This window comes from Hyphomicrobium sp. 1Nfss2.1 (assembly GCF_965243865.1).
In the GTDB taxonomy this organism is placed as follows: domain Bacteria; phylum Pseudomonadota; class Alphaproteobacteria; order Rhizobiales; family Hyphomicrobiaceae; genus Hyphomicrobium_A.
Genome location: NZ_OZ251603.1, coordinates 1638383 through 1659765, shown reverse-complemented (window position 1 = coordinate 1659765; position 21383 = coordinate 1638383). Strand labels below are relative to the sequence as shown.

18 protein-coding genes are annotated in these 21383 nt (G+C 64.3%); 12 read left to right on the top strand and 6 right to left on the bottom strand.

Annotated elements, in window-relative coordinates; translation table 11 throughout:
* The first annotated feature begins 26 nt into the window (after nucleotides 1–26).
* The 11 genes from murC to ACP15D_RS08145 all read left to right on the top strand — a co-directional run bounded on the left by murC (nucleotide 27) and on the right by ACP15D_RS08145 (nucleotide 13720).
* On the top strand, nucleotides 27–1460 hold the full coding sequence (gene murC / locus ACP15D_RS08195) for a UDP-N-acetylmuramate--L-alanine ligase (RefSeq protein WP_424957040.1): 1434 nt from the start codon (nucleotides 27–29) through the stop codon (nucleotides 1458–1460).
* Between the two features lie 38 nt (nucleotides 1461–1498).
* On the top strand, nucleotides 1499–2470 hold the full coding sequence (murB, locus tag ACP15D_RS08190; RefSeq protein WP_424957039.1) for a UDP-N-acetylmuramate dehydrogenase: 972 nt from the start codon (nucleotides 1499–1501) through the stop codon (nucleotides 2468–2470).
* An 89-nt stretch (nucleotides 2471–2559) separates the two neighbouring features.
* Nucleotides 2560–3513, top strand: coding sequence for a D-alanine--D-alanine ligase (locus ACP15D_RS08185; protein WP_424957038.1), 954 nt, complete (start codon nucleotides 2560–2562; stop codon nucleotides 3511–3513).
* 122 nt (nucleotides 3514–3635) lie between these two features.
* A complete protein-coding gene (locus ACP15D_RS08180) occupies nucleotides 3636–4439 on the top strand; it encodes a cell division protein FtsQ/DivIB (protein ID WP_424957037.1) in 804 nt (267 codons plus the stop codon).
* A gap of 15 nt (nucleotides 4440–4454) precedes the next feature.
* On the top strand, nucleotides 4455–5732 hold the full coding sequence (gene ftsA / locus ACP15D_RS08175) for a cell division protein FtsA (RefSeq protein ID WP_424957036.1): 1278 nt from the start codon (nucleotides 4455–4457) through the stop codon (nucleotides 5730–5732).
* A gap of 70 nt (nucleotides 5733–5802) precedes the next feature.
* Nucleotides 5803–7473, top strand: a complete 1671-nt coding sequence (gene ftsZ / locus ACP15D_RS08170; RefSeq protein ID WP_424957035.1) for a cell division protein FtsZ — start codon at nucleotides 5803–5805, stop codon at nucleotides 7471–7473.
* 286 nt (nucleotides 7474–7759) lie between these two features.
* A complete protein-coding gene (gene lpxC / locus ACP15D_RS08165; protein ID WP_424957034.1) occupies nucleotides 7760–8695 on the top strand; it encodes a UDP-3-O-acyl-N-acetylglucosamine deacetylase in 936 nt (311 codons plus the stop codon).
* A gap of 281 nt (nucleotides 8696–8976) precedes the next feature.
* The gene (locus tag ACP15D_RS08160) at nucleotides 8977–9930 is read left to right on the top strand and encodes an outer membrane protein assembly factor BamD (RefSeq protein ID WP_424957033.1); all 954 of its coding nucleotides are present in this window, start codon (nucleotides 8977–8979) and stop codon (nucleotides 9928–9930) included.
* Between the two features lie 125 nt (nucleotides 9931–10055).
* Nucleotides 10056–12188, top strand: coding sequence for an NAD-dependent DNA ligase LigA (gene ligA, locus ACP15D_RS08155; protein ID WP_424957032.1), 2133 nt, complete (start codon nucleotides 10056–10058; stop codon nucleotides 12186–12188).
* Between the two features lie 121 nt (nucleotides 12189–12309).
* Nucleotides 12310–13512 (top strand): sulfotransferase family protein, encoded by a 1203-nt coding sequence (locus tag ACP15D_RS08150; RefSeq protein ID WP_424957031.1) that lies wholly within the window; start codon nucleotides 12310–12312, stop codon nucleotides 13510–13512.
* A gap of 37 nt (nucleotides 13513–13549) precedes the next feature.
* Nucleotides 13550–13720 carry a hypothetical protein gene (locus tag ACP15D_RS08145; RefSeq protein WP_424957030.1) on the top strand — a complete coding sequence of 57 codons (171 nt, stop codon included), beginning with the start codon at nucleotides 13550–13552 and terminating at the stop codon, nucleotides 13718–13720.
* A gap of 13 nt (nucleotides 13721–13733) precedes the next feature.
* Here ACP15D_RS08145 and ACP15D_RS08140 read toward each other — a convergent pair whose 3' ends face one another.
* The 3 genes from ACP15D_RS08140 to ACP15D_RS08130 form a co-directional block, all read right to left on the bottom strand.
* On the bottom strand, nucleotides 13734–15548 hold the full coding sequence (locus ACP15D_RS08140; RefSeq protein WP_424957029.1) for an aminopeptidase P family protein: 1815 nt from the start codon (nucleotides 15546–15548) through the stop codon (nucleotides 13734–13736).
* Between the two features lie 63 nt (nucleotides 15549–15611).
* Nucleotides 15612–16463, bottom strand: a complete 852-nt coding sequence (locus tag ACP15D_RS08135; RefSeq protein ID WP_424957028.1) for a 50S ribosomal protein L11 methyltransferase — start codon at nucleotides 16461–16463, stop codon at nucleotides 15612–15614.
* A gap of 45 nt (nucleotides 16464–16508) precedes the next feature.
* The gene (locus ACP15D_RS08130; protein WP_424957027.1) at nucleotides 16509–17972 is read right to left on the bottom strand and encodes a TMEM143 family protein; all 1464 of its coding nucleotides are present in this window, start codon (nucleotides 17970–17972) and stop codon (nucleotides 16509–16511) included.
* A 307-nt stretch (nucleotides 17973–18279) separates the two neighbouring features.
* Between ACP15D_RS08130 and ACP15D_RS08125 the strand changes: the two genes are divergently transcribed.
* Nucleotides 18280–19686: a hypothetical protein gene (locus tag ACP15D_RS08125; protein WP_424957026.1), complete on the top strand. Its 1407-nt coding sequence runs from the start codon at nucleotides 18280–18282 to the stop codon at nucleotides 19684–19686.
* Nucleotides 19687–19927: 241 nt separating this feature from the next.
* Here the strand turns inward: ACP15D_RS08125 and ACP15D_RS08120 are convergent, their stop codons facing one another.
* The 3 genes from ACP15D_RS08120 to trxA form a co-directional block, all read right to left on the bottom strand.
* The gene (locus ACP15D_RS08120; protein WP_424957025.1) at nucleotides 19928–20386 is read right to left on the bottom strand and encodes a bactofilin family protein; all 459 of its coding nucleotides are present in this window, start codon (nucleotides 20384–20386) and stop codon (nucleotides 19928–19930) included.
* A gap of 137 nt (nucleotides 20387–20523) precedes the next feature.
* Nucleotides 20524–20931 carry a hypothetical protein gene (locus ACP15D_RS08115; protein ID WP_424957024.1) on the bottom strand — a complete coding sequence of 136 codons (408 nt, stop codon included), beginning with the start codon at nucleotides 20929–20931 and terminating at the stop codon, nucleotides 20524–20526.
* Between the two features lie 127 nt (nucleotides 20932–21058).
* Entirely contained in the window at nucleotides 21059–21382 is a 324-nt protein-coding gene (gene trxA, locus ACP15D_RS08110) for a thioredoxin (RefSeq protein ID WP_424957023.1), read from the bottom strand.
* Nucleotide 21383 lies beyond the last annotated feature (1 nt).

Below are 21383 nucleotides of genomic sequence, written 5' to 3'. Positions count from 1 at the left end.
GACGGTATAGGACGAGGGACCAAACCATGCAGATGCCCCGCGAAATCGGGACCTTCCACATCATCGGTATCGGCGGCATCGGCATGAGCGCCATCGCCGAAATCCTGATGGCGAAGGGCTATCCGGTACAAGGCAGCGACCAGAAGGACAGCGCCAACGTGCGCCGGCTGCGCGCCAAGGGCGTGCGCGTGTTCATCGGGCATGATGCGGTCAATCTCGTCGGGGCACGCTCGGTGGTGATCTCCAGCGCGGTGAAGGCAGGCAATCCCGAACTCGAGGCGGCACGCGCCAAGGGCATTCCCGTCATCCGCCGGGCCGAGATGCTGGCCGAGCTGATGCGGCTCTATTCGACCGTGTCGGTGAGCGGCACCCACGGCAAGACGACGACGACATCGCTGATCGCGCACATCTTCACGTCTGCGGGCGTCGATCCGACCGTGATCTCGGGCGGCATCATCCAGGACTGGGGCACGAACGCGCGCCTTGGCAAGAGCGAATGGATGATCGTCGAAGCGGACGAGTCCGACGGCACGTTCGTCAGGCTGCCGACGCAGATCGGCATCGTCACCAACATCGACCCGGAGCATCTAGACCACTTCAAGACGGTCGAGAACATGCACCGCGAGTACGAGACCTTCTTCCGCAACATTCCGTTCTACGGCCTCGCCGTCACGTGCATCGATCATCCGGTGGCGCGTGACATGATCGGCCGGCTGGAATTGCGCCGCGACGGGCGGCGGCTGCTCACTTACGGCACCACGCCGGGGGCAGATCTGACGCTGGCGGGTCTAGCGCAGGAGCGCGATGGCATCGTCATCGACGCCGACCTGTCGGCACGTGTGCGCGGCGGGGAGCGGCAACTGCGCGGCTGGACCATTCCGGTTGCGGGCCAGCACAACGCGCTCAATGCCCTGGCGGCGATCGCCGTGGCGAGCGAGGCTGGCATTCCCGACAACGCCATTCGCGCCGCGCTGGCGACTTTCACCGGTGTGAAGCGCCGCTTCGAGCTGACGGGCACGTGGAACGGGGCATCCGTCTACGACGACTATGGGCATCATCCTGCGGAGATCGCTGCCGTGCTGGCAGCGGCTCGCGGGCGCTCGCGCGGGCGCATCGTGGCCGTGTTCGAACCGCATCGCTATTCGCGCGTCAACGACCTGTTCGGTGATTTCTGCTCCTCGTTCCGCGATGCCGACAGCGTCATCGTCGGGCCGCTCTATTCGGCGGGCGAGGCTCCGATCAAAGGCATCGACCAGCACACGCTCGCAGAAGGCATTCGCGCTACCGGCCATCCTTCCGCGATGTCGATCGAGGCGGTGCGCGATCTTGCACCGTTGTTGCGTCATCACGTCGGTCCAGGCGACATGGTGATCTGCCTGGGAGCGGGCACCTCCACCGAGTGGGCGCACGGCTTGCCGCAATGGCTGGCAGCCGACGAGCCGCGTCGCGCCAACGCGTGAGCTTCTACATCAAGAACCAATAAACCGGAGGCGCCAGCGTGACGTTTCCCGATCTCAGCGCTGATCTTGCAGCGAAGCTGCCGGAGCTGCGTGGCCGTCTCGCGTCCGGCACCAACCTCGCCGATATCACGTGGTTTCGCGTTGGCGGGCCGGCGCAAGCGCTGTTCTCGCCGGCCGACGAGGCCGATCTTGCATATTTCCTCGCGAACATCCCTGCCGATCTGCCGGTGACGGTGGTGGGGCTCGGCTCGAACCTTCTGGTGCGCGACGGCGGTGTCGAAGGTGTCGTCATTCGCCTCGGCAAGGGATTCGCCAGCGTTACGGCAGAGCCGGATGCGCGCGTTCGCGCGGGCACGGCAGTGCCGGACGTGAAGGTTGCGCGGGCGGCGGCGGATGCCGGCATTGCCGGCCTTGCCTTCTATCGCGGCATTCCAGGCTCCATCGGCGGGGCGCTGCGCATGAACGCGGGTGCACACGGGCGCGAGACTAAAGATGTGCTGATCAGCGCGCGCGCTGTCGATCGTGCGGGCCAGATCCACGAGATGTCGCTGGCCGACATGGGTTTCACCTACCGGCACAGCGAAGTGCCGGCCGATTGGATTTTGACCGAAGCGCTGTTTCAGGGGGCTCCCGGCGATCCGGCGGCGATCCTGAAGGAGATGGAAGAGGTCGCCGACTATCGCGAGAAGAACCAGCCGACGCGCGAGCGCACGGGTGGTTCGACGTTCAAGAATCCGCCCGGTATGAGCGCGTGGAAGCTGATCGATGAAGCGGGCTGTCGCGGTTTGCGCGTCGGTGGCGCGAAGGTGTCGGAGAAGCACTGCAACTTCCTGATCAACGATGCCGGCGCCACCGCGGAAGACATCGAGCGGCTGGGTGAGACCGTGCGCGCGCGGGTGAAGGCGCGCTCGGGCATCACGCTGCATTGGGAGATCATCCGGATGGGGCTGCCGCTGCCCGGCTGTCCAACCGGAGAGGCGCTGGCAGAGGCGGAAGCGATACAACCTTAGGCGCGCGGGGTGCGCGCCTCTGATCGCGCAACGAATTCCCACCCAAGGCAGGGAGGGGAACTGCATTGAAGTCGGGGGAGGGAAGTTCCGTGAGTTCGATCGGGAAGGCGCCGGAGCGCACGCATAACCACGTCGCCGTGCTGATGGGCGGCTTGTCGGCAGAGCGCGAGGTGAGCCTGCGCTCGGGCGCGGCTTGCGCGCGGGCGCTCGAGGGTGAAGGCTATCGGGTGACGCAGATCGACGTCGATCGCGACCTGGCGCAGAAGCTGAAGGAAGTCTCGCCCGACGTTTGCTTCAACGCGCTGCACGGCCGCTACGGCGAGGACGGCTGCGTGCAGGGGGTGCTGGAGTGCCTCGGGATTCCCTATACGCATTCGGGCGTGCTGGCGTCGGCGCTGGCGATGCACAAGGAGCGCGCCAAGGATGTGATGAGACCGGCCGGCGTGCCGGTAGCAGATGCCGAGGTGGTCACTCGGGCGGAGGCGATGAGCCGCCACGTTCTGGCCCCGCCCTATGTCGTGAAGCCGGTGGCTGAAGGCTCTAGCGTCGGCGTGATCATCGTCGATCGCGGTGCCAATGCGCCGCCGCAGAAGCTGGGCGAGCTGGGCGGTCCGGAAGATATCGTGATGGTGGAACGCTACATCCCGGGGCGCGAGCTGACTTGTGCGGTGCTCGGCGACTTCGTCACCGACGTTATCGAGATAATGCCGCTCAAGGGCCTGGAATTCTACGATTACGAGGCGAAATACGCTCCCGGAGGCTCCCAGCACGTGCTTCCGGCCGATGTTTCACCAGATGTTTACCAGTTGGTCCGGAAATACACATTGGCGGCGTATCGCGCATTGGGATGCCGGGGCGCTGCGCGGGCTGATTTTCGCTACGACGATACGACCGACGGGGTGGGGGAGTTGATCTGCCTCGAGGTCAATACGCAGCCGGGGATGACCGAGACTTCACTGGTACCCGAGCTGGCGCAATATGCGGGCTGGTCCTTTGGCCAGCTCGTGCGGTGGTTGGTCGAGGACGCGAGTTGCAACAGGTAGGGGGAGCGTCTGAAATCGAGCAGCGGGTGCCGCAGGCACACCCGCTCGATCCGAATGCGACCCTTCACTCGGCACTGAAATCTTTTCCCGCTACCGACTCCCAGCCTCCAATCACGTCCGCGATGCAGCCGCGTCGGCGCGCTTCGGCGCGCCATGCGAGCGTCGGGCGCAAGCTCGGCCTCACGCTGTTCATGGGATTGTCGGGCGCGCTCGCCTATTCGCTGCTGACGAACGGCGGCAAGCATACGACGGCGTTCGCTAGTCTGCTGCCGGAGATGGATCAGGTCGCCTACTGGACAGGATTGAGGATCGAGCAGGTTGCTCTGACTGGACAGCGCTTCACCAGCGACTCCGACGTGTTCAACGCAATCGATCTGCCGCATTCAGGCTCACTGCTGACGTTCGATGCGGCCGCTGCCCGTGCGCGCATCGAGCAGCTGGCTTGGGTCAAATCGGTGCGTATCAGCCGGATTTATCCGTCGTCGCTGGAGGTGCGCATCGTCGAGCGGCGCCCCGTCGCGGTGTGGGCGAGCGATGGCCGCGACTATCTCGTCGACGGTTCGGGGCGTGTGCTTTCGGCTTTGAAATCGGGGACGAATGTGCGGCTGCCACGCCTCAGCGGCGTTGGCGCGCCCGATCGCGCAAAAGCACTGCTGGAGCTGATCGTCCGATTTCCGAAGATCGCGGAGCGCTTCCAGATGGCGGAGCGAGTCGGAGACCGTCGGTGGACGCTACATCTCAAGGATGGCGTCACCGTGCATCTGGGGGCCGATCGTGAGGCGCAGGCGCTGGCCGCGCTCTCGGCGCCCGATGAGCTCGGCAAGTTTCTCACCGCTCAGAACGTAATCGTCGATCTGCGTGTTGCCGGCCGCATAGCCGTGCGACCGGCCCCGCAGGAGACACCGCAAATGCAATCGCAGAGTTAGTCGAGGATAGCTGCCATGCTGAGCCGCGACAGGACAGATACCCGGAATTCGGAAATCGTTGGCCTGCTCGATATCGGTACCACCAAGGTCGTGTGTGTGATCGCCGCGCTTGATGCGCCAGAGCACTCGGGCGCCGCTCGGCGCGTGCGGGTGCTGGGTATCGGTCATCAGCGTTCGCGCGGGCTGAAGGCCGGGGTCATCACCGATCTTTCCGAGGCGGAGGCCACCGTTCGCTCCGCGATCGCGCAGGCCGAGCGCCAGGCGCACGTGACGATCGAGGAAGTGTTTCTCGCGGTTTCGTGCGGGCGGCTGCATTCGTCAAACTTCGCGGCGAGTGTCGATGTGCAGGGCGGGGTCATTCGTTCGGACGATATCGACCGGCTGATGGCGGGTGCGCACGCCTATGCCGAGCGTGACGGGCGCATGCTTGTACATCTCAACCGCGTCGGCTTCCGCGTCGACGGCGCGCCGGGCGGGCACGACCCGCGCGGCATGGCGGCCGCGAAACTCGCCGCCGACCTGCACACGGTTGCTGCCGACGAAGCACCGGTGCGCAACCTGATGGTTGTGGTCGAGCGCTGCTACCTCTCGGTGCGCGCGCTCATCGCGACGCCGTATGCCAGTGCGCTCGCCGCCACTACGGAGGAAGAGCGCAGCCTGGGCGTCGTTTCGATAGACATCGGTGGCGGAACAGCCACGGCGGCTGCGTTCGTCGATGGACACTTCGTGCATGCTGCAACTGTGCCGGTCGGCGGGCACCACATCACCATGGATATCGCGCAAGCCTTGCAGACACCACTTGCGGAGGCTGAGCGAATCAAGACGCTATACGGGACGACCATCGTCGCACAGTCCGACGAGCACGAGAGCTTTCCCTATGCCCTTGCAGGCGCAGAGGAAGGTGCTCGCGGCGAGGCGACGAAAGCGCAGCTTGCCGGGATCATCCGTCCGCGCGTGGCGGGTATTCTTGGACTGGTGCGCGAGCGCCTCGATAAGGCGGGGATCATGGATCTCGCTGGCGGGCGCGTGGTTCTGACGGGGGGCGCAAGCTCGCTCGTCGGGCTCGGCGAATTTGCGGCCAATATACTTGGCCGCCCGGTTCGAGTATCGCGGCCGCAGCCTTTCGAAGGCTTGCCGCAGAGTGTGTGTGGTCCGGCGTTCTCGACGGTTGCAGGGCTTCTGGCTGTTGCCGCGTCGGGAAGTGGGGACGTTCCGGCGGTGCGGGGCCGCGAGACGCTCGGTGGGGGATACCTCGAGCGTGTGGGTGAATGGCTGAGGACTGGCTTCGCGTAATTCGGCCCATGGCCGCAACGAGAATGCCGGGAGCCAAGGCTTGAACGGCGCATAGGGGAGCGCGGACGCGATGAGCATTAAGCTGCAGCTTCCAAAGCTAACCGATCTGAAGCCGCGAATAACCGTCATCGGTGTCGGCGGGGCCGGCTGCAACGCCATCAACAACATGATCGGCTCGGGGCTGACGGGTGTCGACTTCGTCGTCGCCAACACCGATGCGCAGGCGCTTGCTGCATCGAGTGCCGAGCACCGCCTGCAGCTCGGCGTCAATCTCACAGAAGGACTGGGCGCTGGCTCGAAGCCGGAAATCGGCGAGGCGGCGGCCGAAGAGGCGATCGAAGACATCCGCACGCAAATCGTCGGATCGCATATGGTTTTCATTGCTGCCGGCATGGGCGGCGGCACGGGTACGGGCGCTGCCGCGGTAATCGCGCGCGCTGCCAAGGACCTCGGCATTCTCACGGTCGGCATCGTGACGAAGCCGTTCCACTTCGAGGGTGCGCGGCGCATGCGCATCGCCGAGGGTGGCATCGCGGAGATACGCAAGTACGTCGATACGCTGATCGTCATCCCGAATCAGAACCTGTTCCGGGTGGCGAACGAGAAGACGACGTTTGCCGAAGCCTTCGTGCTGGCCGACCAGGTGCTCTACTCGGGTGTTGCCTGCATCGTCGACCTGATCATCAAGGAAGGCCTGATCAACCTCGACTTCGCCGACGTGCGCACCGTGATGAGCGGCATGGGCTCGGCGGTCATGGGCACGGGCGAGGCCTCGGGCGAGCGGCGTGCATCGGTCGCTGCCGAAGAGGCCATCGCCAATCCGCTGCTCGACGATGTTTCACTCAAGGGGGCGCGCGGTCTGCTGCTCTCTATCACCGGCGGACCCGGCCTCACCCTTTACGAAGTGGACGAGGCTGCGAGCCGGGTGCGGCAAGAGGTCGATCCGGAAGCAAACATCATCGTTGGCGCAACATTCGACGAGACGCTGGGCGACAAAGTGCGCGTGTCGATCGTCGCATCCGGGATGGGGCATCCGGTCGATCTGATGCCGATGCCGCCGCCTGTCGATCACCGCGGAGCACCACGGGGGAGAGCTACGCCTCCGATGCCGCCGCCTCCGCCGCAGGCACCCCACCGGGCCGAATCCCAGTCCTACCCGCCGCAGCGTGACGATGACGTGCAACGCCGCCTGAGCGAAGCGATCGGCGGACGGGGCGAGGCTCCTCAGTCGCGCGAAGCCGGTAACGGCTCACGCGAGACGTGGCGCGCGCCCGGAAACGTCGTCATAGAGGAAGGCTTCTCGCATCTGGCGTGGCCGCCTCAGTCGAATGCGAAGTTACCGGCGTCTGAGCCAGGCAGCCGCTCTTCGGAGTCGTTCGTGCCGGCGCCGCCGGTCGATGCGCGCCGGTCGGGTCGACGCATGCCGGAGGTGGAAGATTTTCCGCCGGTCGCGCAGCGCGAATATCGTGCGAAGGCTGGCTATGCAACGGAAGCGCCGCCGATTCCGCAGGGGGCGGCCGGTGGTGCCGATGAGCAACCGCGCCGGGGCATCCTGCAACGGATCATGGGCCGCTCGCGGCGCGATGAGTTCGAGGATGCGCCGACCAGCAATGCGGCTCCCGACCCACGCCGCATTGATGATTCCTCGCCCGAAGATTGGTGGGCGGGCGATTCGCAAACAAATGGCGAATCCAGCCATCCAGGGCCGCTGCCGGAGTTCTTCAATCGTCAGCGCAAATAGCTCTCCGTTCGCCAAAAAGTGCAAAAAGTAAGGCAAAACGGGCCCTGTACCATCGCGGTAACACAAAGTAAGAAACCGTGATTTGGCGCTGCGGCGGGCCTGAGCGTATCTTTCCAATTGTTAACGACAAGCGTTCGCTAAGTCCCTGCACTACCAAGGGCGCAGACCGAAACGACGCCCCGGCAAGTTAACGGTTATCGCGGTTTGGGACGCGGACAATTGTTGGGGGTGGTGACTATCAGGGCACACTGATAGTTGCTGAAAAGTCATCGAGGGACGGGCGCATATGTCGAATCGATTTATCGGTGCGCGGCAAACCACGATCGCGCGCGAGATCGAAGTGACAGGGACGGGGGTCCACAGCGGAGCGCCAGTTTCGGTCATTCTGCATCCGGCAGCAGCCGACACTGGCCTCCGTTTTCTTGTCACTAAACGCGGCCGCGTGGTCGCTGAAATTCCTGCCAGCGTCGAGCACGTCAAGAATTTGACGCTGTGCACCGTCATCGGGAACGATGCCGGGATTACGGTTGGAACCGTAGAGCACCTCCTGGCCGCGCTGCGCGGTCTCTCTGTCGACAACTGCATCATTGAGATCGACAGCAAAGAAGTTCCGATCATGGACGGGAGCGCGGCTCCCTTCGTCGAAGTGATCGATGATGTCGGCATCCGCGAATTGTCCGCGCCGCGCCGCTACATCAAGGTTCTCAAGCCGGTCCGCGTTCAGGAAGGCGAGTGCTGGGGCGAACTGACGCCGCACTCCGGTTTCCATCTCGATGTCGAGATCGACTTCCCGACCGACCTCATCGGCAAGCAGCGTCTTGCCGTAGAAATGACCCCGGGCGTGTTCCGCAACGAAATCTCCCGCGCTCGCACCTTCGGCTTCATGAGCGACGTGGAGCGTCTCTGGAAGGCGGGTCTCGCTCTCGGTGCCAATCTCACCAACACGATCGCCATTGGCGAAGGCAAGATCATGAACCGCGAAGGCCTGCGCTATCCGCAGGAGTTCGTGCGCCACAAGCTGCTGGACGCCGTGGGCGACCTGACGCTGGCTGGCAAGCCGCTGCTGGGTGCCTATCGGTCCGTGAAGGGTGGTCATCGCCTCAACTCGCTGGTGGTGCAGGCGCTGCTGGCAGACACCGACGCCTGGACAGTGGTGCAGGGGCCGCGCGTTCGCGAGGCCAAGCGGATCGACATGGGATTTGCGATCGCCGCCGGCGAGTGAGACGGCCAACTTCTGATTGCCACGCGCGCGGCCCGTTCCTGTCAAAGGTGGGCCGCGTTGGTGTTTAAGGGTTGTGATTGAATGGGTTGTGTGGCCGTAAAGGCGCGGGTCCGGTCCCACAACAACCATAATCCTCCCCTAGCCGAATGGGCGGTGCAGGAGCGGGTTGGCGTAGTATCGCGGCCTTTGCGAGATGTGCTAGGGGTTGGGGGACGCGGGCGCTATGCGCGGCGTCCAATGAAAGCAGGCAGATGCCGCAGGTGGGGAAGGTCAGAACTGTCGTGAGTGTTCGTCAGCTCCTGCAGGGGATGACCCTCGCTGCTGCCACTGCGCTCGTCGCGGGCTGTGCGTCGTCTGGCGATGCCGCGCGCATGCTGAACCCGGATCCGCCGTCGAAAATGTTTGCCGATGCAGATGTCCTGCAGTCGAAGGGCAAATTCGAGGATGCGGCGAAGAAATTCGAAGACGTCGACCGCGAGCATCCCTATTCGCCTGAGGCGCGCCGCTCGATCGTGATGGCGGCCTACGCCTATTACAAGGCGGGCAAGCTGCCGGAAGCCATTGCCGCTGCCGAGCGCTACACGACGATGCACCCGGGCACCAAGGAAGCACCGCTCGCGCATCACATCATCGCTCAGTCCTACTTCGAGCAGATGAAGCAGCCGAACCGCGATCAGGATGCGACGCGCAAGGCGCTGGCTCAGCTCAAGACGCTGAAGACGCGCTATCCCGACAGCACCTATGCGCAGAAGGCGGACAACCAGATCCGCCTGTGCGAGGACACGCTCGCCGCGCAGGAGATGGAAGTCGGCCGCTACTACCTGAAGAGCGGCAACCACGTTGCGGCGATCAATCGATTCAAGGCGGTTGTCAGCGAGTACCAGACGACCGCGCACGTCGAGGAGGCGCTGTACCGCCTGACGGCGTCGTATCTTTCGCTGGGCATCGCGCCTGAAGCGCAGAACGCCGCGGCGGTGCTGGGCTATAACTTCCCGAACTCGTCCTGGTACAAAGATTCCTATGCGCTGCTGCAGAAGCAGGGTCTGATGCCGCAGGTCAGCCAGGGTTCTTGGATGACGGACGTGCTGAAGGCGCCGAAGAATCCGGCTCCGCCGCCGGCATCTGCTCCGGCTCCGGCCGCGCCGGCGCCGCCTGCCACCTCGACGCCGGACTGGGGCACGACCACAAATCCGCCTCCTCCGTCGACGCTGGGCGGTCCGCGCCCGTCGTCCTGATCCTCGCGGTTGGCGCCGCTACGGTGCCTCCCGTCGCAAGCGGAAGGTCCGTCGCCTGCGATTGCAGTTGTGGGCGGCGTTGCCGGGCTGTTTGCGGCGCCTGTCGCATCCGATATTGCTGACGCATGAGCGAGAAAGACTTCAGCACCGTTGCTGTCGATGAGCTGACGCGAACGCAGGCCGAGGCCGAGCTACGGCGGCTGGCGGCGCTGATCCGCCATCACGACGAGCTGTATTATCGTCAGGATGCGCCGGAGATTTCCGATGCCGACTACGATGCGCTGAGGCGTCGTAACGACGAGGTCGAAGCGCGGTTTCCCAAACTCATCCGTCCGGACAGTCCGTCGAAGCGGATCGGTGCGCCGGCGGTCGATGGCTTCGGCAAGATCCGTCACCGGGTGCCGATGCTGTCGCTCGGCAATGCCTTCGAGGCAGCGGACGTCGAAGACTTCGTCGAGCGCGTACATCGCTTCTTGAAGCTGCCGGATGACGCGCCGCTGGCGTTCATGGCGGAGCCGAAGATCGACGGTCTTTCCATCTCGCTGCGCTATGTCGATGGCGACCTGATCGAGGCGGCGACGCGTGGCGATGGCATGGAAGGCGAGAACGTCACGCGCAACGTGATGACGATCAAGGAGATCCCGCACCATCTGCATGGCCGCGACGTGCCCGAGATCATCGATGTGCGCGGCGAGATATACATGACGCGCGAGGAGTTTGCGCAGCTGAACGAGAAGCAGGCCGAGGCGGGCGGCAAGGTGTTCGCCAATCCGCGCAACGCGGCGGCCGGGTCTCTGCGCCAGCTCGATGCGTCGATCACCGCGTCGCGGCCGTTGCGCTTCTTCGCCTACGCGTGGGGTGAGGCTTCGAAACTGCCGGCCGATACGCAATCGGGTGTCGATGCGGCGTTCGCCAAGTGGGGACTGCCGGTCAACAAGCGCGCGCGTGTGTGCGAGGGCGCCGCCGAGCTGCTGGCGTACTACGAGGGCCTCGCTGAAGAGCGTGCCGAGCTGCCTTACGACATCGATGGTGTCGTCTACAAGGTGAACCGGCTCGATTTGCAGGAGCGGCTGGGGTTCGTGTCGCGCTCGCCGCGGTGGGCAATCGCGCACAAGTTCCCGGCGCAGCAGGCGATGACGGTGCTCAGCGGGATCGACATCCAGGTGGGGCGCACGGGCGCGCTGACGCCGGTTGCGCGGCTGGAACCGGTGACGGTGGGTGGCGTGGTCGTCACCAACGCGACGCTGCACAACGAGGACGAGATAAAGCGGCGCGATGTGCGCATTGGCGACACAGTGATCGTGCAGCGGGCGGGAGATGTCATCCCGCAGATTCTGGGCTATGTGCCCGGCAAGCGTCCGAAGGGCGCAAAGGAGTATATCTTTCCCGATCGCTGCCCCGCGTGCGGCAGCCATGCGGTGCGCGAGACGAATGAGAAGACCGGACGCGTCGACGTCGTGCGCCGTTGCACGGGCGGCCTCATCTGTCCGGCACAGCGCGTGGAACGGCTGAAGCACTTCGTGTCGCGCAACGCGTTCGATATCGAGGGGCTGGGCGAGAAGAACATCCAGGCGTTCTACGATGACGGCTTAATTCAGTCTCCGGAAGATATCTTTACGCTGGCGGTGCGCGATGCGCGCTCGCCGACAAAATTGGAAGACCGCGAGGGCTGGGGGCCGCAGTCGGCGACGAAGCTGTTCAACGCGATTGCGGCGCGGCGCAACATCGCGCTCGACCGATTCATCTACGCGCTCGGCATCCGCCACGTCGGCGAGACCACGGCGAAGCTGCTCGCACGCTTTTATGGCTCGATCGAGAATTTCCGCGCGGCGATGATCGAAGCTGCCAAAGGAAAAGACACCGAAGCTTTTAAAGAACTCGACAATATCGAAGGGATTGGCGAGGTGGTGGCAGAAGCTATCGCCGATTTCTTCGGCGAGCCGCACAATATTCGTGTGGTCGACGAGCTGCTGAAGGAAGTCTCTCCGCAGCCGTTGGAAGCTGTCGACAATACTTCGCCGGTCGCCGGCAAGACGGTCGTGTTTACCGGAACATTGACGCTGCTGACGCGTGGCGAAGCCAAGGCCCAGGCTGAGAGGCTGGGTGCGAAAGTCGCAGGCTCGGTATCCAAGAAGACGGATTACGTGGTCGCAGGGGCGGATGCGGGTTCAAAACTCGCCAAGGCGCGTGAGTTAGGTGTCACGGTATTGGATGAGGAGGAGTGGCTGCGGTTGACCGGTGCGACCGATCGCGGCTAGTTGCGGGGTAGACATACAACGTTGATTCTCCCACATACGCGGGGGAAGAAACGCCAACAACTGGAAAGAGCGAATGCTGGGCAGTCGCCGTCTATCATCCGGGGTGCAACTCGGACCTCCCTTGCCGCTCCGTCTGCTCAACACGCTCGGCCCGATGGTGAGGGCGCTCGGTCTGTGGCCGAGCATCGACGTCGAAAAGCAGATGCGCGCGACTGAGAAGAAGTACGGGCGCAGCAACTGGACGCCGGAACTGAAGCGCGCTTTGCCGCCGCGCGCGAAGGCGTTCAACGAGGATGCCGATCTTTCGCTATTCGGCGCGCTGGTGATCCGCGGGCAGTTCCTCAAGAGCATGGACAATGCGATGGCGCTCGAAGCGCTCATTGCCGAGCATCCGGAAATTCTCGAAGAGAAGATCGAGCGGCCGCTGTTCGTGCTGGGCCTTGCGCGCACGGGCACGACGCTGTTGCAGCGCTTGCTGTCGCTGCATGAAGGCGCGCGCTACCTGCCGTTCTGGGAAGGCTATTCCCCTTATCCGCGCAAACTCGGGAATCACGAGGGCGGCAAGGATGGGCGCTGGCGCGAAGCGTATGGCCGCTTGAAGCTGCTGAACTTCGTCGGGCCTGAGTTCAACAAGATCCATCCGATCGAAGTCGACGATCCGGAGGAGTGCTATCATCTTTTCCGTAATCACTTCCTGGTGTCGCCCGGCTTCGATTTCGCCTACGTGCCGAGCTTCTGGAAGTGGTGGGACGAGAGGGCGTACCGCGACCTATATCGCATGCATAAGCGCCAGCTGCAGGCGCTGCAGTGGCTCAATCCCAAGCAGCACTGGGTGCTGAAGTGCCCGAACCATCTTGCGGGATTGAAGTATCTGCTGGAAACGTATCCTGACGCGCGCATCGTCTATACGCATCGCAGCCCGGACAAGACGGTGCCGTCGCTGTGCTCGCTGGCGGCGGTGACGTGGTGCATGACGTCGGACACGGTCGACCTGACGAAGGTCGGCGACTTTGTACTCGATCTTGCCGAGCAGTGCGAAGCGGCGGGACAGGCAGCGATGCATCTGGTGCCGCCGGGCCAGATCGTGCGCTCCGAATACGATGACCTGGTGCGCGATCCGGCGGCGATGGCGGCGTCGATCTATGATCGGCTGGGCTATCCGACTGATCCCGGGTTCAAGGCGCGCGCGCAGAAATGGCTTGCCGAGCATCCGAGCGACAAGCACGGCAAGCACAAGTACGCGCTGGAGGACTTCGGCCTGACGCCGGAGATCATTCGCAAGCGCCTCGAAGTGCCGTCGGTGCTGTCCGCCGCGGGCGAGTGATCGTCGCTGCTGGAATATGCCGCTTCCTCAATCCGTCATGGCCACGAAGGTGGCCATCCACGCCACTATCGGCTCGCCCGGCGTGCATTGGGAAAGAGCTGCATTCCTGCGTCTGTCTTTGAGCTGTCGCTGCGTCGAGTACGCTGATGCTGGCGTCGACGGCCGCCTGCGCGGCCGTGACGAAATTGGCCGCGCAGCCTCCGGGTGAGGGGCTGCGAATGTCAGAGCGGGGCGGTGGCGGCTTTGAGCCAGGCGCGCGTATCGTTATCGAGGTCCGCTGAGATCGTCGCCGCGACGCGCGCGTGATAATCGTTGATCCAATCGATTTCAGCGGGCGTCAGAAGCGCCTTGTCGATGAGGCGGCGATCGATCGGCGCGAGCGTCAGCGTCTCGAAGCCCATGGTCTCGCGGTCGCCGTTCGGCAGCTTCTCCAGCGGCGTGACGAGAACGAGGTTCTCGATGCGGATGCCATAAGCGCCCTCTTTATAGTAGCCGGGCTCGTTGGAAATGATCATGCCCGGCTCCAGCACGGCCATGCCGGCGCGCGAGATCGAAGCTGGTCCCTCGTGCACGGAGAGATAGCTGCCGACGCCGTGGCCGGTGCCATGGTCGTAATCGAGCCCAGCCTCCCACAATGCGCGGCGCGCGAATGGATCGAGGTCGATGCCGCGCGTGCCTTTAGGGAAGCGCGCGGAGGCGATGGCGATATGGCCCTTCAGCACGCGCGTGAAGCGGTCGCGCATCTCCGGCGACGGCTTGCCGATAGCGACGGTGCGGGTGATGTCGGTGGTGCCGTCGAGGTACTGCGCGCCGCTGTCGATGAGGAATAACTCGCCGGGGCGCAGCTTGCGGTTGGTCGCCTCCGACACGCGATAGTGCACGATGGCGCCGTTGGGTCCGCTGCCGGAGATGGTGTCAAAGGAGATCTCACGCAACTGGTTGGTGGCGCGGCGGAAGCCTTCGAGCTGACGCACGGCTTCGATCTCGTCGACGGAGCCCGACGTGGTCGCGTCGTCGAGCCACGCGAGGAAGCGGGTGACGGCAGCGCCGTCGCGCACGTGGGCGGCGCGTGAGCCTTTGATCTCGGCGGTGTTCTTGATGGCCTTGAGGCCGATGGTCGGGTCGGCGCCGCGTGCGATCTTCTTGGTGCCGCCGAGTGCGCGCGCAAAGGCGAAGCTCGCGTTGTTGGGATCGAGGCGCACGCGCTTGCCCGCTGTGCGCAGAGCCTTGAGGCGTTCATCGAGCGCTTTGGGCGGCAAGATCTTGGCGAAGGCTTCGAGGTGTGTGCGCACGGCCGGCCCGAGCTTTTCGGCCGAGATGAAGAACTCCGGCTTACCGCTGACGGGCACGATGGCGAACGCGAGCGCGACTGGTGTGTGCGGGATGTCTGAGCCGCGGATGTTGAAGGCCCAGGCGACGCTGTCGCTCAGCGTCAGCACGACAGCGTCCTGCTTGTCGGCTTTGAGGCGCTTCTGGATGTCGGCGATCTTATCGGGTGCGGAGCGGCCTGCGTACTTCTGCGGGTGAGCCCAGATCGGGTCTTGCGGCGGCGCTGGGCGCTCTTTGCCCCACACACGATCGACGAGGTTGCGCGACACCGGCACGAGCTTGATGCCGTGCGGCTCGAGCACGGTTTCGAGACGCTCCACCTCGGCAATGGTGTGCAGGCGCGGATCGAAGCCGACGCGCGCGCCGCGGTTAAGATGCTCGGCGAGCCAGGTGCCGATGTTGCCGCGCGGGATGAGCGACACCTCGATGAGGCCGGGCTCGACCTCGGCGCGGGCCTGCACGGGGTAGCGGCCATCGACGAACAGCGTCGCCGATCGCTTCAGGATGATGGCGAGGCCGGCCGAGCCGGAAAAGCCGGTGATGAAGTTCAGGCGTGCGGCCGAGGGTGGCACGTATTCGCCCTGGTGCTCGTCAGCACGCGGGACGAGATAGGCGTCGAGCTTTGCTGCGGCCATCAGGCGGCGAAGTTCTTTGATGCGGTCGACTGTGGCGCCGCGCTCGGACTGGTTTTCGAAGGTCTGGAACATGGATGACTGTTTAAGCCTCCCGGGGTGGAACGGCAATTCGCATCAATGCCGGCCGATGGCGATTCAGTGTCGGCGGCGCAGCGTCAACGTCGTCCATTCGCCGATGCGGCGGTGTTGGATGAGGGTGAAACCGTGGGCGAGATAGGTGGCGATAACCGCGGGCGCTTCCGGGTTGAGGATGCCGGACAGCACGATGAAGCCACCCGGGCGGAGCGCTGACGCCAGGCTGCCCGACAGCGCGCGCAGGGGACCGGCGAGAATGTTGGCGATGATCAGATCGTAGGGCGCGGCATGGCGAAGGGTCTGGTGGTCGAGCCCCATGGCGCAAGCAAACGTAATGCGCTTTGCGCCATTGGCGGCGGCGTTGGCGCGGGCAACGTCAACGGCGATGGGGTCGTTGTCGGAGGCGAACACGCGTGCCGAGGGCAGGGCGCGGGCCGCGGCGATGGCCAGCACGCCCGAGCCGCAGCCGAGGTCGAGCACGCGCTTGAAGCGGCCGCGGCGCGTGATGCGGTCTATGGCGAGGAGGCAGCCGAGCGTCGTGCCGTGGTGGGCGGTGCCGAAGGCTTCGCCGGCATCGACGAGGATGGCGCGCGGTCCATAGGGGATGCGGTCCCTGTCGTGGCTGCCGTGTACGATGAAGCGGCCAGCGTGCACGGGCGGAAGGGCGGCCTGCGAGATCGCCACCCAGTTGAGGTCGGGTAGCTCTTCGATGATCGCGGGGGCGCCGAGGCCGGCTGCGGCGGATTCGGCTTCCTCGCGGCCCTGGGCGTAGGCTTCGACGATCCAGGCTGTGGGGCCGTCCTCGAACAGGGTCACGGCGTCGAGCGGGGGATCATGCTCGGCGAGGGCGGCCTCGAAGGCTTGCGCGGCGCCCAGATCGCTCGTGCGCACGGAAAGTTTGGTGCTGGCCATGACCTGTTGCTGCGCCTCGCCTGAAAAAGAGGCGCAAGCTCTGCCTCAAGCGGCGGGCGCTGACAAGGGCAGGTCGTCGGCGTTGAATTCCATGCCTTCGGCACTGACAAGCTCGGGCAGCTCGTCGAGGAAGCGGTCCCACTTCTCGTCGATGTGCAGGGCTGCCTCTTTCGGGGGCATGGTGCGCAGGGTGCCATCCGCCTCTTCGATGACGAGACCATCGGCGATAAGCCGGTCGAGGGCGTCGGTGATGTCGAAATCGACGCTGACGCCGAAACTGGCGGCGAGGTACTGCTCGATGGCGACGTCGATCTCGGGAATGTCCTGGCGGCGCGCAACGGCTTTGGCGAGCACGGCGTAAAGGAGCATTTCCTCCTTGATGTCTTCCTCGGCGGCGCGGGCGGCCAGTTTCAGCATGACGCCGCGGTTGTCGGCCATAGCGTGGAAATAGAGGTTCTGTGCCATCACGACCATGTAGCGCTGCTTCTGGTTCATGAAGGCGAGTGCCTGACGGAAGGCGATGCCGCCAAGACCGACTAGCGCGCCAGCGGCGGCGAGCGGATTGGTGGCGAGCAGGGCGATCTTGCCGGCGGCGCTGACGGTGCCGAGCGTGAGGCCGCCGCCCGCGGTCGCGCCGAGGCGGAGCTTGTCGTAGAAGCGGAAGCGGACGCGCGTGTTCGGGAACACCATCTCGAGATCGCTTCTCGGGATGTTCTTGAACAGCTTCATGTAAATGCAGCTGTCCTTGACCTCGGAGGGGATGCTCTCGCGCTGGCGCTTGACGATTTTTTCGGCGTTGCGGCGTGGGATGCCCTTCTTTTCCATTACCTCGCGCACATGCTTCTCAACCGGCTTCAGCTTGAACAGCAGGAAGAGGCGCTGAAAGATGGGAACGTCGAACTGCTCGCGCAGATAAAATTTGTTCCAGCGGCGGCGCTGATCGCGCTTGGTGGATGCGCCGCGGTAAAACAGCAGCACTTCTTCGAACACGTCGAGGTCGACGTGCAGATCGAGCCCGTAAGCTGAATCGCGCGTCAGGATCTGCTCGACGTCGTTGTGGTTGATCTGCACATAGTTCGCCTGCGTGAGGATGCGTTCCATCCCCCTGATGACGCGGCGCTGCAAGACGGCAGATTCGGCTGGCGTGAACGCGCGGGTCAGCAACAGGTCGCTATCGGGGCTGAACGGCTCGTAGGATTCTTCCAGCTCGTGCAGCTCGGCATTGTACTGCTGGCGGCGCCAGTGATCGAGGTAGCGGAAGAACCGGCGTGCGTGGCGCGCCTCTTCGGCCGCCGGCCAGGCGGCGGGCGAGGTCAGGCGGTCGAGCAGAGCAAAGCGGGTGACGGGGATGAAGCGCTCGCGGCCACGGTCTTCCTCCGGCTTCACGGCATCGAAGGCGGAAACCTTTTCAGGCGCTTCGGCCGTGGCCGCGGGACTGGCGCTGCTGGCGGTCGAATAGAGAGGCTTTGTTGCGGCCGGCGGCGCAAATTGCACGTCGGTCGATGACATGGTGGCCCTCCCCTCAATACGCAGCGCAGTCAATGTCGGTCGTGTGCGTGCTCAAAAAAACTGCACACGCAACCCAGCTTTTCTAGGGTCGATCTGCTTTCATTGTCGAGACATGGCGCCAGCTGCTGGCGATTTTTTGACCATCGCCGGAAACATGCAGCGTGACGGCCACAGCAGGCGCTGCCGGCAGGACCTAAGGGTCACATGCAACAGATACTTTGCGTTGATAAACCGCCTAATCGCCACAGTCGCGCCCTTGTTCACCATAAGAACAAAACCATGCGTACCAACATGAGAGGGCATAGCGGTGCGTCGCATTTCCCGCCTTTCCTGGTTTCTAAGCTTCGCTCTATTGCCGGTTTTGCCTGCCGAGGCGCGTGAGCGGCTGGTGATGCCGCATGACTGCCGGATTGAGGGGGGCGAGGTCCGGCTCAGTCCCGCAGGCGATACCAGCTATTCCATCGTTGGCGGTCGCCGCGATGAGCAGACCGTCACCACCTGCCTGCCGAACAGCTCAGCCGCCTGCCGGACGGTGATGGTGCATCGCTTCGATATCGTTTGCGCGGGCACCGCCGTTCCTTGGACGGAGGTGGTGGCGACGATCGGCAGCGCTGGGGCCAATCGGGTGTGGCTGGAGGACGGCCATCTCAATCTGGTGATGCCGGCGCGCAGTGCGTCGTTGGCAGCCGCCGGGTGCGGGGGCGCTGACGGAGTCGAGATGCAGCGCAAGGTCGTGTTGAGCGGCGACTGTCTGCCCTGGCCGAGCAAGGCCGCGTTCGAGCATCTCGTTCTGCCGGAAGGATATGCGCCCGTTGGCGAACTGGGCGCGCGGCTGATGATCGGCGCTGGCGCGGACGAGGCTGAGAGCACCGCCGGTGAGGGTGCTCTCGCGGTTACTCAGGTTGCTGCCAACTACGAAGAAATCGATATCGCGAAGGCGGATCCGAGCGCGACGCTGGAGCCGGCCGGACGGACGCAGTCGTTCGAGACGGCGCTGGAGCCGGATCTGGCCAATGATGACTGGATCACGGTGGTGCATAGCGGCGAAGACTTGCCAGTTGTCGCTGCCGCCCCGGTGGAGGCTGGCTCGCAGCTGTGGACATGGGTGGCGGTGATCGGCTCAGCTGTTGTCATCGCCTTGCTGCTCACGTTCCGCTACGCACCGGCGCTGCGTCGGCGGGCCATTGGCAGTAGTGCTTTCCGCTCCGCGCATCGCGACCTGAAGCTTGCCAACGCATCTGGTGCGGTAGCGGCACTGCTCGAACAGACCGAGGCGGCCGCGCGCGGGCTGAAATCTGCCGGTCCGCTGCGCGAGGTGCTGCTGATCGAACTCGACAGCGTGCGCGAGCGACTTGCGAACGTCGATAGGCAGGCGGCCAAGGGCGAAATCTCGACGGAGAAATCGTCGCTGCAATTCCGCGCGATGGTGCGGGAAATGGAGCGCATCCGCCGCATCGTCGACAGCGCGCTCGCCAGCATCTCGGATACGCGCCATGCGACGGCGCTGCCGCGTACGACAAGCGAGGCTTACGAGGTGCTGGGCGTCAATGCCGAGGTGAGCGACGGTGTCTTGAAGAAGATCGTCGATGCCCTGCGCATGAGCTGGCACCCGGATCATGCGCGCGATGAGAGCGACCGCGTGGAGCGTGAAATCCGCATCCGGCAGATCAACATCGCCTGGGATCTGATCAACGGAAAGCGAGAGGCCGCCTGAGGGGAGCTTCGACCGGCTCCCCTTCAACCGCGTGGCATGCTCTATCGAGCATTTCGCGGCACCTTGGCCTCATACTCCGTCATGGCCACGAAGGTGGCCATCCACGCCACGTTAAGCTCGTGCGCCGCTTATCGGACAGTTCCAGCCGGCGTCTTTGCCGTCGGGAATCATGAAGCTGGCGTAGACGGCCGCCTGCGCGGCCGTGACGAAATTGGGTGTGGTGCAAAGAGCCGGGGCTGGGTCAGCCGTAGGCGCGGTGCATCTGCTGCGTTTCGAGTTGAGGTGCGACTTCGGCAGCATTGGCGACTTTGCGCGAGCGGCCATCGAAGCTGGCGCCCTGCTCGATCGTCAAAGATTGCGAGTGGATGTCGCCGTCGACGCGGGCGCTCGGATGCAGGGTGACATTGGCGCCGAGGATGGCGCCGTGCACGGCACCAAAGACGCGAACCTGATCGGCGGCGACCGATCCGGTGATGATGGCTTCCTCGCCGACCACCAGCTCATTGCAATGAAGGTCGGCGGTGATGACGCCGTTGACGCGCAAGGTGCCCTTGCAGCGGACGGTGATCGACTGACCTTCGATGGACATGTCCTTGCCGATGACCGATGCGGCATCGTTCTCATCGCCCGGCGGCAATGCAGCAACCTCGGCTGGAACGACGGTGAGTGTCTTCGGCTCGTGCCTGCGCTGAAACACCATGACTAACTCCCACGACGATTGATCCATCGTCAGGAAGCCGGGCTGGCGTGGTGGAATTATGGTGAATCAGCAGATTCGTCCGCGCGAATATGGGGTTTTTCAAGATGCGCGGCGAGGGACGTGCGCGAGACGGGCGGCTATTGCCACGTCCACGTGAGATCGGTCTGCTTGTAATCGAAGGCGCGCTCGGGCGCTCTCTCATCGCTCATGTCGATCTCCGCACCCTGCTGGTCGTAGAGGCGGAGGGTGCCATCGACGTTGAGCTTCTTGTTGCCGATCTCGCACTCGTAGGGGATCGAGCGCGCACCGCCGAGTTCGACCCAGTGGCCGCCGAAGCGTGCGCCGACGCAGATGACGTCCTCCGCGGAGAGGTTCTGTGCCTTGAGCTCGGCGTTGATCTCGGCAACGAGCTTCTCGGTGTCCTTCAACTGATCCAACACGTCGCTGAGCGTGATGCTGCCGGGAGCCCATGCGGCGGTCGCGCCAATCAGCATGAACACCACGGTGCTAAAGGCGATGCGAAGCGTGCGCGAGATCTGGAGCATCGAATCGATCCGGAATCGGAAGTTGACTGCATCGAAGCTATCAGATCGTGTGGATGGCTGCCGCAAGTGAAAAAGGGCCCCGCCGCGGAGGCGAGGCCCTTTTCGAGTTCGCTCTATTCGTCGCCGATCAGGCGACGGAGGAATTGATCCAGTCCTCGAGCTTCTTCTTCTGCACGAGGGCACCGGTGTGCTGGGCGGCGGGCTTGCCGTCCTTGAACATGATCAGCGTCGGCATGGCGCGGATGCCGTACTTGCCGGTGACAGCCGGGTTCTGGTCAACGTCGAGTTTCACGACCTTGATCTTGCCCTGCATTTCCTTGGCGACCTGGTCGAGTGCCGGGGCCATGGCCTTGCAGGGGCCGCACCACTCCGCAAAGAAGTCCACGAGAACCGGCTCGGAGGATTTCAGGACCTCCTGCTCGAAGGTGCTGTCGGACACTGCATCTGCCATA

Excerpts from the sequence above, each read along its gene's own strand:
- murC (WP_424957040.1), top strand. The coding sequence starts at position 27 with ATGCAGATGCCCCGCGAAATCGGGACCTTCCACATCATCGGTATCGGC.
- ACP15D_RS08180 (WP_424957037.1), top strand. The coding sequence starts at position 3,636 with ATGCAGCCGCGTCGGCGCGCTTCGGCGCGCCATGCGAGCGTCGGGCGC.
- ftsA (WP_424957036.1), top strand. The coding sequence starts at position 4,455 with ATGCTGAGCCGCGACAGGACAGATACCCGGAATTCGGAAATCGTTGGC.
- ftsZ (WP_424957035.1), top strand. The coding sequence starts at position 5,803 with ATGAGCATTAAGCTGCAGCTTCCAAAGCTAACCGATCTGAAGCCGCGA.
- lpxC (WP_424957034.1), top strand. The coding sequence starts at position 7,760 with ATGTCGAATCGATTTATCGGTGCGCGGCAAACCACGATCGCGCGCGAG.
- ligA (WP_424957032.1), top strand. The coding sequence starts at position 10,056 with ATGAGCGAGAAAGACTTCAGCACCGTTGCTGTCGATGAGCTGACGCGA.
- ACP15D_RS08145 (WP_424957030.1), top strand. The coding sequence starts at position 13,550 with ATGGCCACGAAGGTGGCCATCCACGCCACTATCGGCTCGCCCGGCGTG.
- ACP15D_RS08140 (WP_424957029.1), bottom strand. The coding sequence starts at position 15,548 with ATGTTCCAGACCTTCGAAAACCAGTCCGAGCGCGGCGCCACAGTCGAC.
- ACP15D_RS08135 (WP_424957028.1), bottom strand. The coding sequence starts at position 16,463 with ATGGCCAGCACCAAACTTTCCGTGCGCACGAGCGATCTGGGCGCCGCG.
- ACP15D_RS08130 (WP_424957027.1), bottom strand. The coding sequence starts at position 17,972 with ATGTCATCGACCGACGTGCAATTTGCGCCGCCGGCCGCAACAAAGCCT.
- ACP15D_RS08120 (WP_424957025.1), bottom strand. The coding sequence starts at position 20,386 with ATGGTGTTTCAGCGCAGGCACGAGCCGAAGACACTCACCGTCGTTCCA.
- ACP15D_RS08115 (WP_424957024.1), bottom strand. The coding sequence starts at position 20,931 with ATGCTCCAGATCTCGCGCACGCTTCGCATCGCCTTTAGCACCGTGGTG.
- trxA (WP_424957023.1), bottom strand. The coding sequence starts at position 21,382 with ATGGCAGATGCAGTGTCCGACAGCACCTTCGAGCAGGAGGTCCTGAAA.